The following is a 14,237-nucleotide window of genomic DNA, read 5'->3' as shown; positions in this document are numbered from 1 at the left end:
AGGGAGAAATTTTTATTCCTTCCGGTCAGGTCCGGAATTTCCGCCCCGGGCTGTCACGCTCCGGCAGGCAATCTCGTTGGAAGGGAGATGAAACCGATCACCACTATGAGAACACCGATTCGTATCCTGATGGCTGCAGCCGCCTCCTTCGCCCTGGCAGCCGCTGCGGAAGAGCCCGTGAAGATCACGGAGATTTTCAAGCGCGCCTACCCCGAGCAAGCCGACAAGGAGATCCTCGTCAAACGCATCGAGCTCCAGCCCGGGGCCGAAGCACCGCCGCACGTGCATGCCGGCATGGTCACGGGCTATGTAGAGAGCGGCAAGCTGGAGTTCCAGCTGAAGGATGGGCCGCTCCTGAAGCTGAAGGCGGGTGACACCTTTTTCGAGCCCGCGGGCAGCCATCACATGGTGGCGAAGAATCCGGACGCCACGGAGAAGACGGTGGTCATCGCCTTTGTGGTGAATCCGAAAGGCGCTCCGCTTTCAACGCCGCTGGAAGGGCATGATGGCGGGCTCAAGGAGTGAACTTAGCCGGAGACGAAAAAGGAGGCAGGACTTTCGTCCTGCCTCCTTCGATTGAATCAACTGGCTACTGGAGCTTGGGCTTACTTCCCGGCCTTCCGATAGGTGCCGTAGTATTCGCCCTTGACCACTTCGCCGGCGCTGTCTTCCAGATCCCAGGCGACCTTGAGGGTCATCGAGGGCTTGTGGCCTTCGAAATCGAGCTCGACCGACTTGCCGTCCTTGGAGGGGCGGGCAGCGGTGATCTTGATCGCGTCGTGCTTCTTGTAATCGTGGGATTCCTTGTCGAGGGCACGCTTCTCGGCGTCTTGGTCGACGTTATCCACGGAGAACTCGCCGGAACCGTATTGCGGGCCGCGGACGTAGTTCCAACGCTCGGCGTTGTAGCTGGCGGGATCCTTGGCGAGGTCAGCGCTGATCGACTTCTCGAAGCTGATACGCACGCCGGTCTTGGTGAATTCCACCTTGTTCGGCAGCGGCACTGCGACGCCCTTGTTGTAGCGGATGCGCTGGAAGGCGGTTTCATTCGCTGCATTCGTCTGCCAGCCGCGCAGGCCGCAGACATACATCGAGCCATCCTTGTGGAAACGCTCGCGCATTGCGGAGGCACCCAGGGTGATCGGCAGCTTCACCACGCCGCCCTGCATTACGCCATCCACCGGATCCGGCAGCACGCGGAAGAGGGAAGACTGGCCGTAGGAACCGTGGATGAGCTCGCCGGGCTTCAGACCGAAGTCCACGCCCTCCGGCACCCAGACCTGGGAACCTCCGGAGTTGTCCACGCTCATCGGGAAGTAGCAGAGCGGCTCGTGGAGGTCCTTCTTGGCGTCGTGCTTGCTCGGCTCGGTGCCGAGGAAGACCGGACCGTCCTTGAAATCCTTCGGGGTGAAGTAGTTCAGCTTGCAGCAGGGCTGCCAGGTGCCCTCGTTCTCGCCGGTGGTGATCTCACCGTTCGGACCGACTGCCAGACCGCCGGGCGCGCGCAGACCGGTGGCGATCACGCGGCTCTTCGTGCCGTCTGCCGAGATCTGCAGGACCGTGCCATGGCTCGGGTAGATGGTATCGAAGCCACGACCGCCACCGCGGACCGGGGAGGCCTTGCAGGTGTAGAAGTTGCCCTGCTTGTCGGTCTGCAGCTCGAAGCCGAACTCGTGGAAGTTCGGGGAGACCGCTTCATCGCGGAAGAAGGCGTCGTAGCGGTCCGCCTCGCCGTCCTTGTTCAGGTCGGTCAGCTTGGTGATCTGGTCGCGGCCGTGGACGTAAACGCTGCCATCGACGACCTTCAGGCCGAGGGGCTCGAAGAGACCGGAGGCGAAGCGCTTCCAGGTGAGGCTCGACCAGTCGCCCTTCAGGCCGGAGACGGTCCAGACGTCGCCGTTCCAGGTGCAGACGGCGGCGGTGTCTTCATCGATGAAGTCGAAGCCGCTGAAGCGAATGCTGGCCTTCCACGGGTTGTCGCTCGGCACCGGGATGGTATCGGTGACCCACGGGGCCTTGGTGTCCGTCGAGACGTTGCCAGCGACCTTGATCTCCTTGCCCCAGAGCGGATCGCCGCCCTTGGTGAGGGCCGCCAAGTCCACGGGCGCGGGGGCTGCGGCTTCGCCCTTGGTGTAGGCGACGGTGAAGGTGATCGGCGCGGAAGAGGCGGAAAGCCGGGCAACCACGAGGCCGCCGTCCTTCGCGAGGCTCGGGCCCTTGCCGCCAATGGCGACCGAGGCGCCGGACTTCAGGCCGGCCTTGTCCGCGCTCACCGTCAGGGCGTCATCGGCACCCGCGACCGCGAAGCTGAGAGCCTGCTTGTGCGCGGCCACCTGGAACTGGCGGACGATGCCATTCGGGATGGATTCGTAGGACTCGTAAACCGGGGTGCCGAGCACCTCGTAGGAGAAGATGATCTTCTTGCCGTCGCGGAAGAAGCCCTTGTATTTCGCGTGCTCGAGATTGCCCCAGCCGTGGAGCTCCTTGTCGCGCTTGTCGGTGAAATTGCCGGAGGCATCCGCCCAGCCGGGGCCGGCGGGGATGCTGACGAGCGCCTTGTCGCCGCCGTTGTCGATCGCGATCAGCTTGCCGTGCTCGCCGGTCCATGGGGTGCCGCCCCACTTGATGTCACCATGGTAGGCGGAGACCACGCGCAGGGTCTCGGTGTCGAAGAGCACGCGGTTGCCCTCGCCGATATCGACGAGGATGCCTTTGACTGCGACCGGGCCTTCCTTGCCGCCCAGCGTGCCGGCGAAGGTATCGCTCCAGGCCGGACCGATTTGCATGTTCTTGTACCAATCCTTCTCCTGACCAAAGGCGGAGGGCGCGGCGGTGAGAAGGGCTAGACTGACGAGGGTTCGTCGCACGGTTGCTTGATTCATGAATAGCGGGTGCCGGTTGCGGGTTGTGGTTTCGCTGCTTGGCAGTCCCTATACGGTGCGAAACAGGGGGTTGGTTTACAAGAATCCGTGTCTTGTTTATTTTCGCCGGGGGTGGCGGAAAAATCCCGGGAGTTGCACGCGATTGCATTCCAAGGAAAAACGGAGCTTTGAGCCGTTTAAATCAGCGCTGCAAAAGGCCGCACCGCTTCGGTCCGGAGGGGCGATTTCCGGATTTTCGGTTGGAAGGAAGCTTTTCCTTACAATCTGGGGGCTACTCCGGCTTCTCGTCCTTGAGCTGGGTGATGACGGTGTGGCGCTGGCCCTTCGAGGTGACGAAGGCCTTGGTCTCGGACATGAATTGGAGCACGAAGGAGTCTTCGGCCCGGAGAGTTCGATGTCGCCCTTCTTGTTGCGCTTCCACTTGCCCTTGGAGTTCCAGCGGGTGTGGGTGGCCACGCCCTTGGGCAGCAGGCGGAGCGTGCCGCCGGATTCCCACTTCCAGGAAGTGCCCTCCAGCTTCTCCACCGCCGGCGCCTCGATGGCGGCGGGAGCGGGGTCTTCAGCCCGGAGCGGGGTGATCGGGCCGAGGATGGCGAAGGCAGCGAGGAGGAGAGAGGGTTTCATCGGGATTCCGTTAGCAGGTCGGAATGTGGAGGGGAATTCAATCTTTGCTCAAACGGCGGGTGGTGCATGAGAGGAAAGCCGGCAATTGGAAGGTCCCGGATTGACCTGCCTCCGGCTCTACAGATATCTCTCGTGAGATTCTGATCTAACATGCCCTCCAAGAAGACCATCGCGCTCCTCGCAGCAAGTACGCTGGGCGTCGCCACCTGGGCGGGGTATCGCGCGGAGTGCCGGGTGATGGATTCGGCGGGGAACAAGCCGATCACCTTCCAATCCGTGGTGCGGCGGGTGACTGCGCCGAAGTCCCGGACCCAGCAGATCGACAAGCTCAACGCAATCCGCCAACGAGCCGGCCGCACCGCGATGTCTGCCGGCGATACCAAGACCGCTTGGGAGATCATCCGTGCGCTTACGGCGGAGGACGTGAAGGCTTGCCTGGATGAGATCCCGCTGGAGCCTCCCCGCAACGTGAACCAAGCGCTGGTGCGGATGCTCTTTTTCCGCTGGGGCCAGCTCGACCCCCAGGCGGCGGCAGAGGCGGCGGTCCAGGCTCCCTACGCGAGAGATTCCAACCTCATCCTCGCTGTGGCCACCGCATGGGCGGACCGTGATCCAGAAGGAGCCATGCGTTGGGCCGATAAGCTCGGACCGGGTGCCGTGCAGAACGTGGTGGGCTACGCCGGGGGGATGATGCTGATGCAACAGGATCCGGCAACGGCCCTAGAGCGGGCGATCACAGAGTTCCCCGGGGCCCTGAACAGCGTGGCCATGGCCTTGGCCACCCGGGAGGGCGAGACGGAGGAGTCGAGGCAGGTAACCCTGCTGCGCTTGGCAGGTCTGAAGAACAACAGGCAGGCGCTCAACTACTTTCTCCAAGGGATGGCGCTCCCTTCGCGGAAGGACCCGGGAATCGGGCCGAGTCTCCTCGCGGAAATCGATCGTTCCGGCCTGCCCGCAGACCGCATAGCCAGCATCAAGTCCTCGTTGGATTCCTGCTTGGCCCACTATGTCCCCCCGCAGCCCGGCACGAATGGCGCCCAGCCCGTGACCAATGAGGACTACTTCCGCTGGTCTTACCGGGACCCGGCCAAGGCCTTCGCCTGGGCGGAAGAGAATGGCCGGACGGACCTGCTGGAACCCCAGGTGAAGCGGGAAGCCATGGACCTGCTGCGCAGCAGCTGGCAGCCCGGTGTGAGGCAGGAGGTGCGCAATCCCGCGGTAAAGAGCGTGGTGCAGCAGTACCAAGGTTGGCAGCGACTCGACCCCGCCGCTGCCGAAGCCTGGCTGAAGACCATGCCGGCCGATCTCCGCAAGCACCTTTCCCCATCCACCCTCGATGCCACGCGCTAAAGCCAAATCACTCCTCAAGGGCGGTGCGCTGCTGCTCTGCCTTGGGCTGCTCGCCTTCACGGGCAAGAGGGCGGGCGAGCAACTCGCGCGCTCCGGCATCGTGGCCCGCAGCACGGCTCCGTCCAAGGCGGCGAAGGCGGGTGAAGCTTCCCGCGAGACCCGCAAGCAGGAAGCCGCCCGCGACGGACTCGCCGCCAGCACTTTCAAGCGCTTGAGTGCAGTGATCAAGGGCAGCCCGAACCTGCGGATGGATTGCGAGGCCCAAGCGCAGATTGGCGATCTCATCGCGAAGCTGAATGGCGCTGAGTTGATGGAACTCTACAAGATGGTGGATCAGCGGCAGGAGAGCTTTCAAATCCTGATCGCGAAGCTGGACGACGAGCTGATGGCCAAGGATCCGGATGCGGCTTTTCAATGGCTGGTGCAGAAGTTTCCCGGGGCCGACAACTCGCAGCTGCGCAGAGCCTTTGCCACTTGGGCGCAGGACCATCCGCAGGATGCATTTGCCTGGCTGGACTCCGCGGAGTTGCCGGACGCACCGGCGAATCTCCGCGAGGACCTGCGGGTCACGGCGATGTCCGGACTGATCGAGCGGGACTTCGAGCAAACCACAGCGGAGTATCTCAAGTGGAAGCGGCCGGAAGAAGAGCAGTATGGGAGGATGAGCCCGATGGGCAACTGGGGGCGAATGTATGCGGATGATCCGCTGATGCGCGAGCGCTTGTTAGAGTTTGCGAAGTCCACCGGCAATCCGCAGGACCACGCGGAGCTGAACCATCAGTTGCTCAAGGCCTGGCCCCAGGAGGACACCGCGGGCATGATGAACTACCTCTACGAGCTGAAGGACTACCAGGAGTCCGGGGCGATCCCGGCGGACAAGCGGCTGGAAACGGATGGCACGGCGGTGGCCGCGGCGATCTACCGCGAGTATGACCAGGCCGCGCTGATGTGGTGGATGCAAGAGCACTCCGACAGCCGCGAGGCACCGGGACCGATGCTCGAGGCGATGGCGCAGTGGCAGAACAAGTATCCCGACAAGGTTCAGGCCTGGTTCGACGAGCAGCCGCCCTCCGTGCAGCGCGATGCCCTCGCCTCGGCATTGATCCCCGGCCTGATCCAGAAACAACAATTCACGGATGCCGCGCGATGGATCGGCGGGATGCAGGATGCGGAGATTCGCCAGGATTCCAGCGAGCGCCTGATGCTACTGTGGAGTGAACAGGATGCCAATGCCGCCGCGGAGTGGAAGGCGAGCTTGGGCACCGGGAAGTGAGTAGTGGCAGCCCTTGCGGGAAAGGAAAGGTGCCGTCCGGGAAGAGCCGCATTGACCTGCCTCCGCCCGGGTAGTTATGTCCGATCGCGCCCTGATTTAACATGCCCTCCAAGAAAGCCATCGCCCTCCTCGCCGCTAGCACGCTGGCGATTACCACTTGGGCTGGCTACCGGGCGGAGTGCAGGGTGATGGACTCGGCCGGGAACAAGCCGATCACCCTCCAATCCGTGGTGCGGCGGGTCACTGCGCCGAAGGCCCGCACCCAGCAGATCGACAAGCTGAATGAGCTGCGCCACCGCGCGGGACACAGCCAGCCATCCCCGGATGAGACAGCGGCGGCATGGAAGATCATCCGCGCGATGTCTGCGGAGGATGTGAAGGCCTACCTGGAGGAGATCCCGATGGAGCCGCGGCGGCGGGTGAATGAGGCCCTGATCTCCATGCTCTTCTTCCGCTGGGGCCAGCTCGACCCCGAGGCTGCGGCGGAGATGGCCGGCCAGCCTGCCTACAACAATCTTTACACCATTGCCTTTGTCGCGACCGCATGGGCGGATCACGACCCCGAGGGAGCCATGCGCTTGGCTGATAAGTCCGGGCGGGGCTTCGTGCAGCAGACGGTGGGCAACGCGGTAGGAAAGATGCTCGTGCAGCAAGACCCGGCGACGGCCCTTGAGCGGGCGATCGCGGAGTTTCCCGCAACGGCCGTAAACGGCGTGGCCAAGGCTCTGGCCGACCGGCCGGGCGAGACGGAGGAATCGCGCCGCGCGACCCTGCTGCGCTTGGCGGGGCTGACCAACAACGGGCAGGCGCTGACCTACTATGTCAGGGCTCTGGCAAGTCGGGTGGCCACCAACCCGGAGCTTTCGCAAAGCTTGCTCGCGGAGATCGATCGCTCCGGCCTGCCGGAAGAGCGCTTGGCCGAAATCAAGAACGACCTGAAATACTCCTTCTACCGTCACGAGCCGCCGGTGAAAATCACCGAAGTGGACAGCAGCCTGCCCGAGGCGAGGCAGAACGCCACCTATTCGTCGTGGTCAATCAATGAACCGGACAAGGCCATCGCTTGGGCAGCACAGAACGGGCGGGCGGATCTGGTGGAGAACGCGGTGAAGCAGCAATCCATGAGCCTGCTGCGCACCAACTGGCAACCGGGCGTGAGGGATGAGCGCGGCAGCCCTTACGTGAAGGGCGTGATCCAGCAATACGAGGCCTGGCGCAAGCTGGACGCCGCTGCTGCCGAGACCTGGCTGAAGACCATGCCCTCCGATATGCGCAAGCACCTTTCTTCATCCCCCAACGATGCCACGCGCTAAGTCACTCCTGAAAGGCGGCGCGTTGCTGCTCTGCCTCGGCCTGCTGGGCTTCGCGGGCAAGAAGGCGGGCCAGCAGATGGCGCGCTCCGGCATCATAGATCGGACGGTGTCGACGCAGAAAGCTGCAAAGACGGGCGAAGCCGCCCCGCAGCAAACCCGCAAGAAGGAAGCTGCTCGCGCCGACATGGCTGCCAGCACGCTCAAGCGCCTCAATGCGCTGGTGGAACGCAGCCCGAATTCTTTCTTTGATTTGGAGGCGCAGGCACAGATGGATGATCTCATCGGCAAGCTGAATGCCGCCGAGTTGGGGGAACTCTATCTCATGCTGGATCAGGGCCAGGATAGCTTCCGGGTGCTCTCGGAGAAGCTGGCAACCGCGTGGATGATCAAGGATCCGGATGCGGCACTGCGTGGGCTGCTGGAGAAGAAGGCTCCAGGCTATGGCAATTGGCAGGTGCGGACTGCCTTTTCCAACTGGGCGCAGGATCATCCGGAAGATGCCTTCGCCTGGCTGGACTCCGCGGAGCTGCCGGAGGAATTCGCGAAGCTGCGGGATGAGCTGCGCGGCAACGCGATGTACGGGCTGATCGAGCGCGACTTCGAGCGTACCACCGCGGAGTTTCTGAAGATCAAGCGGCCGGAGGGATGGGGCCGCGACGAATTCAACCTGATGGGCGCCTGGGGCGACATGTATGCGGATGACCCGCTGATGCGCGGCCGTCTGTTAGAGTTCGCGAAGTCCACCGGCAATCCGCGGGACCACGCGGAGCTGAATCACGAGTTGCTCAAGGCTTGGCCGCAGGAAGACACCGCGGGCATGATGAGCTATCTCTATGAGCTGAAGGACTACCAGGAGTCCGGCGCGATCCCGGCGGACCAGCGCTTGCAATCGGATGGCACTGCGGTGGCCGCCGCGATCTACCGCGAGTATGATCAGGCTGGCCTGATGTGGTGGATGCAAGAGCACTCCGACAGCCGCGAAGCGCCCGCACCGATGCGCGAGGCGATGACCCAGTGGCAGAACAAGTATCCGGACAAGGTGCAGGCATGGTTTGACGAGCAACCGCCCTCCGTGCAGCGCGACGCCTTGGCATCTTCCCTGATTCCCACGCTGATCCAGAAGCAACAATTCACGGATGCCGCGCGCTGGATTGCCGGTATGGGGGACGCGGAGATCCGCCAGGCTGCCAGCGAGCGCCTGGAATTCATGTGGAAGGAGCAGGATGCGAACGCCGCCGCGGCGTGGAAGGCGGGGCTTGGGGGCGGGGTGGGGAAGTAGATTGCGGTCCCGATCGAGCGACAGCACTGGGTGCGCCGACTTTAGTCGGCTTGAATGGTTGGTGCTTGGTCTGAACCCCGGGGCGTCCAAGAAGTATGCTTGACCACGTCTAGGCATCATCAGCCGCAGCCCACTCGAGCCGACTAAAGTCGGCGCACCCAGTAGGCCGCTCGTGTCATCAAGCCACCCCGGATGACGAACTCTCCGTTGGCGCTCGCCACAGGGCAGGGCTAGCGACAGCCGAAAGATTCAATCCACCGCCATGCCCAGCACCCTCGCCTCCGAAACCGAACTTCTCCGCGCCGCTTATGCTGCCTTCAATTCACGGGACATCGACGCCGCTCTCGTTCTCATGACGGCTGACGTCGCTTGGCCGCGCGCCTTCAAGGGTGGCTTCGTCCGCGGGCCGGAGGAAGTCCGCGCCTACTGGACGGAGCAGTGGAGCGAGATCGATCCGAATGTGGAGCCGCTGGCATTCCATCCAGAGGACACCGGAACGATCCTGGTCGAAGTGCAACAGGTCGTGCGAGACAAAGCCGGAAACCTGCTCGGCGACGATCGGGTGGGCCATCGCTTCACCATCGAGCATGGCCTGATCCGGGGCATGGAAGTCTGCTCGCTATCCTGAAGCGGCGCTGGGCTCAGTTCTTCAGCAGGGAGTCGGGAACCTCAAGGGCCTTGGTCTGCTCATACTCCAGTGCCCTGCCTCCGGCCGGGTCCAGATAGCTATCGATCACCGCGAAGTGACGCCGCTTGCGGTTCGGGTCCTCATTCAAGTCCAACTGGATTCTCACCTCGATCCGCCCGTAAGACCCGTCGCCATAACGGACGAAGAACTCCTTGTTCAGGTCGTTGCGATAGGTCCCCGGCTCAGGCTTGGGAGAGTAGAGGAGTGTGTCTTGGTAGCCATCCTCGGGCGCGATGAATGAAGTCGCGTCGAGCAGCTCGCGGTTCACCCGCTCGACCATGCCACCGCCGGGCACCGCGAGGTGGATGCTCCAGTCGTAGATATCCCATCTCTGGTTCGTTTGCTTCGGGAGCGGGGTGTCGTTGAAGGTGAAATCGAATTGCAGGACGTGCTCCGCCTTCCGGCCGGTGCGGTAGCGGTTGAAAGATTGGATCGGTCCCGCTCTCTCGATGTGTAGCAGAGGCACCGTCTCGCCCATTTTGGAGAGCTTGAAGAGCACCGGCTTGGCGGGATCCGCATGATGCGGCGGGACTGCAACGCTCGCCGGCAAAAGGTAGGCAAGCCGGGAGAAGGTGAAATTCCCAAACCGCTCATTGGTGGAGTTGTAGCCCGCGGGGACCAAGGCGGTGATGCTGAGAGCCTGGGTTCGCGGCGCGATAATCTGGAAATTACCGGACTCATCCGTCTGAAGAAGATCGGAGGCTTGGGTGCTGTCCCAGTAACGCCGGTCGCGGTAGTATTCCACCTCCGCATGGGGCACACCGGCACCGTGCTGATCGACCACGCGACCGTAGAAGCACGCCGTCGTGCCAGAGGTGAGCATCCAGAAGATCGCTCCGAGCACCAAGAGCAGGGGGAGGAGAATGAAGCGGACTTTCATCGTGGAGGAGGGGCTTGTCAGGCGGCACCAAGAGAACCGCCTTTGCCCCTCAGTCTCGCATCCCGCGCTCGTCGGCGGAACCCGAAAAAGCCGATGGCCTCTGCTCACACCGGCCATCAGCGCTGCGTGAAAATCTGGTTCCTATGCAGCAAGCCGCCGATCACGTTACTTCCATCGAGAATCGGAAAGCAAACATCGAGAGTATCGATCCGCGCTCTCCGCCCAAGCGGAACAAAACAAAGCGGCACCCGCTCATCGCAGGTGCCGCCTCAGGCTCTTCGTTTGAAAATTAGTGCTTAGAAATTAGTAATTTCTCACTCAGGGCGCTCCCGAATCCTCCAGCGCCTTCACGATCTGCCGGCGCAGCTCCACGCCCTCCACCTGGCCTTCGTGGCGGAAGACGATCTCACCCTTCGGCGAGAGCACCACGGTCAGCGGCAGGGCACCGGTCCAATCCTTGTCGATCGCCTCTGCCAGCTTGTCGGCATTCGGGCCACTATAGATGTAGTTGTTGCTCTTGCGGCCTTCCTTCTCGACCGCCGGCTTGGTTTTGTCGGAGAGCGCGGCGGTCTGCTTCTGCAGGAACTTCTGCACCTTCGCCTCATCCGCCGGTGGGTCCATGCTGATGGTCACGAAGTCGAAGTTGCGGTTCTGGAAGCGGCGGTAGGCATCCACCAGCTCGGGGAATTCCGCGATGCAGGGGCCGCAGGTGGTGGACCAGAAATTGATCACGCGCACGGTGCCGGCGGCATTCGCGCGCAGCTTCTTCGCGCCTTCGTCATCCAGCTTGTCCACGGTCACTTCCTTGGCTTCCCAGCTCTTCTGGTCCTTCTCGCGCCAGGCCTGCTTCCACTTCCACTTGGTCGAGCAGCCGACGGAGCGGGTAACCGGCTCGGTGACCGGCTTGCCGGCCAGGATCTCATCCAGGGCGTTCTTGATGTAGCTCTTTTCCACCGGGCCCTTCTTGCGGCCGGCATCGTCCATCCGGCCGGAGTAGGCCAGCTTGCGGTCCTTGCCGAAGATGAAGACATGCGGCGTGGCCTGCGCGCCGACGGCGGCGGTCAGGGTCTGGGTCTCGCCATCGTAGAGGTAGGGCATGGTGAAGCCGCTATCCTTCGCGAAGGGGGTCATCTCCTCAAAAGTATCGCCGTGCGCGCCGTAGCCCAACTCGTCCGGGGTCAAGCCCATCGGGCTGCTACTGTTGATGCAGACCACCTGCACGCCCTTGTCCTTGTAGGCCTGGTGGACCTCCTCCATCCGCGGCGCCGCCGCGATCGCGTCCGGGCAATGGTTGCAGGTGAAGATCAGGCACAGCACCTTGGCATCCGCATACTCGGACAGCGTGTGGGTCTTGCCATCGATGCCCTTCAGGGAGAAGTCCGGCACCGGCTGCCCGATGGCCAAAACCGGCGGGGTAGGGGGATCCGCGGCAAAGGTGACGCCAGTGCCTGCCGCAGCGGCGAAGGCGAATGTCAGAAGCAGGGATTTCATGGGATTTGGTTGAGGAAGCTGAGTAAGAGAGGATTGGTGACGGACGGCCTGGACCGATGGACGGACCCGGGAGGCCCGGACTACGGGGAATCCGAGCCCGATTTTGCTGGGAGGGCAAGGATCGAGGGAAATTCCCATGGCGTGCGAGACACTAGGAATTTGAGGGAGCGGAAGGGGAAGGCTCCGGCGGCTCAGAATCCAGCTGGATAAATCCCTCGGTCTGTTTCCTCCAGCGGCGGCCAGAGACTAGTTCCTCGAAGTCCCGATCTCCGGCAATTCTCAGATGATCAGCGTGATCTGTAACAATAATCTGGGGCTCAATTCCAGTTTCTTCTAGAGTCGTCTTACAGTATGCGACGAGTTGCGAATACAGGTTCGTCACTGCAACAATGTCTTCGTCGATGCGGACCGTGGATTTATGGGTCAACTCCCCCAATTTTTGGGGGTCGAATTCGGAAGATTGATCTACCACACTTGGGAAATATACTTGGCTGGGTTGATCAAAAAACATGAAAGATGGGATCAAGCATGAATCCCCGAGTTCGCAGAAATATCTATGAAGAGCGAGGAATAGCGTTAGGTGGCAGGACAGCCAATTCGCGCCACTACCCATGGATCGGAGAAAAACCTCTTTGGTGGGGGATTGATGCCATAGGTCAAATGTTGTCAGTGAGAACTGAAGGCAGACGGGGTCGTATGTCTTCTCAAATTCAAAACCTTCGGAAATCTCGCTCATTAGAACGCGGATCCGATCTTCAGCAGACCTTAGCTTCCGGTCTAGGTCGTAGGTCGAAGAGATCAAGCGTGTGAGCTGAGTGATCTTAGATTTGATGTCGGACAACTCGTCCGCCAGCTTCTCGTCAGGCTTTTCGAGCAACTCTCCCAGAATGCCTTCAATGCGAAGCTTCTCCTTCAACGCGATCTCGTGCTGAGACTTTCCTTTGTTGAGGCTCTCGATCTGCCGATCCAGCGTCTCGAACTGCCGAGAAATGTGAGAGATCTCTTCTTTAATGCTATCGATTGAACGAGTCAGCTTTGCCTCTTCTTCCGCAAAGGAACTGAGCATTTTAGGCGACTTTTCGAGTTCACCATTCAGCCAAGTGATGGCCCCTTCAAGCAAGTTTGCTTCCTTTGTGATGGGGCTTCCAAGAGAATGGCAGAATGGACATTCCGATTCGACTAGATCGGCGCGATCAGGAAGGAGAACCGATTGCACATTGCTGTAGTAGCGATCAGCGTAGGATATGGATGACCGAACGGCAGATCTTTTGAGTTCCCGCTTTCTTAATTCGCCAGTCAGCTTGGCTCTATTTTTTTCGAGGTGCTCGCGAATCTTCATGTGTTGATCCGAAGCCGCGACCAATTGCACTTCGGACATTTCCAATGCATCAATTGCCACTTGGGGCTTCTCCAGTAATTCATCAATCGCCCCAAGATTCAGTTGTATTCCAGTAGCGGCAGAGTAAGCGTTGATCGCATCCTGGAGGCGCAATTTGGCTTGCTCCTTCAGTGCTGCTGCGCGGGGAATCCTCTGTTCCAGCAGGCGCTGCTGGGCCCGCAGCTCATTGAGACTCTGAGTCTTCAAGAAGTAGTCTTGATCCACAAAGCCTGTGAAGATCTTGAAGTGATCGATGGCCTGATCCCGCTTCTCCTTCTGGTCGAAACGGTAGAAAATAGCATGCTTATTCGCGATCAGATTTTGATGCTGAAGCAGGAAGGAAGTGAAGCTGCGAATCGATGGACGCGATTGTTTCTGGCCTCCTCGATAAACCCTCTCCTCCAAGTTTTCATCAACATCGGTGATGTCCAATCCGAAGTATGAGGCTAACTCCTTCTTGAAGTGATCCAACGTTGAGAAATACGCGTCGCTGAAATAGTCGCGATTGAACTTTTCGACATTATCGATTATTTCGGAATCGACCTCCACCTTGAGGAAAGCCTTTCGGGCATCTTCTCGCCGAGCTAGCACAAGGGTGAGATCTCGAACGCTGATGATAGTGAAATACAAATCCGCATGCTGCGTTATGATCCCTTCCGGCACGGTGAAATCGGAGCTGCCGAAGCAGAAATCAAATATCTCGATTAGAGCGCTCTTGCCGGTCGAGGATCGGCCCGTAACCACATTCACGCCTGGCTTGAAATTCACGCCGTGAACCTTATTGTGGTAATCCATTACTCCAATGTATCTTACAAAGGATCTCATAGTCTTCTTATGTCCAGCAGTCGAAAAATCGTGGGGATGTCATAGGGCGAAAGCAGTCTCCCTAGCTTCTGGGCCGCCATTATGGTGCCGGGAGGGCAGAAATCTTCGTCGAGATTCCTCCCATTGAGTTCCACTGAAGCCCCAGTGGTGATCTTAATGCATTCATTGTCAATGAGGTATTGAATGCTTCTTTCGGTTAGTCCTCGATGGTCCTCCAGGCGTCTTTGGAAGCCATGTAGAATCTCCCGGCGGCG

General features: G+C 60.9%; 10 protein-coding genes. 6 read left to right on the top strand and 4 right to left on the bottom strand.

Features of this window, described 5'->3' with window-relative positions; translation table 11 throughout:
* Positions 1-105: 105 nt before the first annotated feature.
* The gene (locus BV071_RS02275) at positions 106-525 is read left to right on the top strand and encodes a cupin domain-containing protein (RefSeq protein ID WP_265593970.1); all 420 of its coding nucleotides are present in this window, start codon (positions 106-108) and stop codon (positions 523-525) included.
* Between the two features lie 80 nt (positions 526-605).
* Here the strand turns inward: BV071_RS02275 and BV071_RS02270 are convergent, their stop codons facing one another.
* Positions 606-2,882 carry a DUF6797 domain-containing protein gene (locus BV071_RS02270; RefSeq protein ID WP_052572771.1) on the bottom strand — a complete coding sequence of 759 codons (2,277 nt, stop codon included), beginning with the start codon at positions 2,880-2,882 and terminating at the stop codon, positions 606-608.
* Between the two features lie 774 nt (positions 2,883-3,656).
* Between BV071_RS02270 and BV071_RS02250 the strand changes: the two genes are divergently transcribed.
* The 5 genes from BV071_RS02250 (at position 3,657) to BV071_RS02230 (ending at position 9,349) form a co-directional block, all read left to right on the top strand.
* Positions 3,657-4,856 carry a hypothetical protein gene (locus tag BV071_RS02250; RefSeq protein WP_035601422.1) on the top strand — a complete coding sequence of 400 codons (1,200 nt, stop codon included), beginning with the start codon at positions 3,657-3,659 and terminating at the stop codon, positions 4,854-4,856.
* Complete coding sequence (locus tag BV071_RS02245) at positions 4,843-6,129, top strand: hypothetical protein (RefSeq protein WP_035601420.1); 1,287 nt, start codon at positions 4,843-4,845, stop codon at positions 6,127-6,129. Before BV071_RS02250 ends, BV071_RS02245 begins: the two co-directional genes overlap by 14 nt.
* Positions 6,130-6,230: 101 nt before the next feature.
* Positions 6,231-7,442, top strand: a complete 1,212-nt coding sequence (locus BV071_RS02240) for a hypothetical protein (protein ID WP_035601418.1) — start codon at positions 6,231-6,233, stop codon at positions 7,440-7,442.
* Positions 7,429-8,721 carry a hypothetical protein gene (locus BV071_RS02235; RefSeq protein ID WP_035601416.1) on the top strand — a complete coding sequence of 431 codons (1,293 nt, stop codon included), beginning with the start codon at positions 7,429-7,431 and terminating at the stop codon, positions 8,719-8,721. The genes BV071_RS02240 and BV071_RS02235 overlap by 14 nt, the downstream gene beginning before the upstream one ends.
* Positions 8,722-8,983: 262 nt before the next feature.
* Positions 8,984-9,349, top strand: coding sequence for a nuclear transport factor 2 family protein (locus BV071_RS02230; protein WP_035601414.1), 366 nt, complete (start codon positions 8,984-8,986; stop codon positions 9,347-9,349).
* A gap of 13 nt (positions 9,350-9,362) precedes the next feature.
* Here the strand turns inward: BV071_RS02230 and BV071_RS02225 are convergent, their stop codons facing one another.
* The 3 genes from BV071_RS02225 to BV071_RS02215 all read right to left on the bottom strand — a co-directional run bounded on the left by BV071_RS02225 (position 9,363) and on the right by BV071_RS02215 (position 13,953).
* Complete coding sequence (locus BV071_RS02225) at positions 9,363-10,289, bottom strand: hypothetical protein (RefSeq protein ID WP_035601412.1); 927 nt, start codon at positions 10,287-10,289, stop codon at positions 9,363-9,365.
* Between the two features lie 318 nt (positions 10,290-10,607).
* Positions 10,608-11,780, bottom strand: coding sequence for a redoxin domain-containing protein (locus BV071_RS02220; RefSeq protein WP_035601410.1), 1,173 nt, complete (start codon positions 11,778-11,780; stop codon positions 10,608-10,610).
* A 151-nt stretch (positions 11,781-11,931) separates the two neighbouring features.
* Positions 11,932-13,953 (bottom strand): DUF3732 domain-containing protein, encoded by a 2,022-nt coding sequence (locus BV071_RS02215; RefSeq protein ID WP_265593969.1) that lies wholly within the window; start codon positions 13,951-13,953, stop codon positions 11,932-11,934.
* Between the last annotated feature and the right edge of the window lie 284 nt (positions 13,954-14,237).

This window comes from Haloferula sp. BvORR071 (assembly GCF_000739615.1).
GTDB lineage: Bacteria > Verrucomicrobiota > Verrucomicrobiia > Verrucomicrobiales > Akkermansiaceae > Haloferula.
The sequence above is the reverse complement of the archived record's forward strand: the minus strand, read 5'-3'. Positions and strand labels throughout refer to the sequence as shown.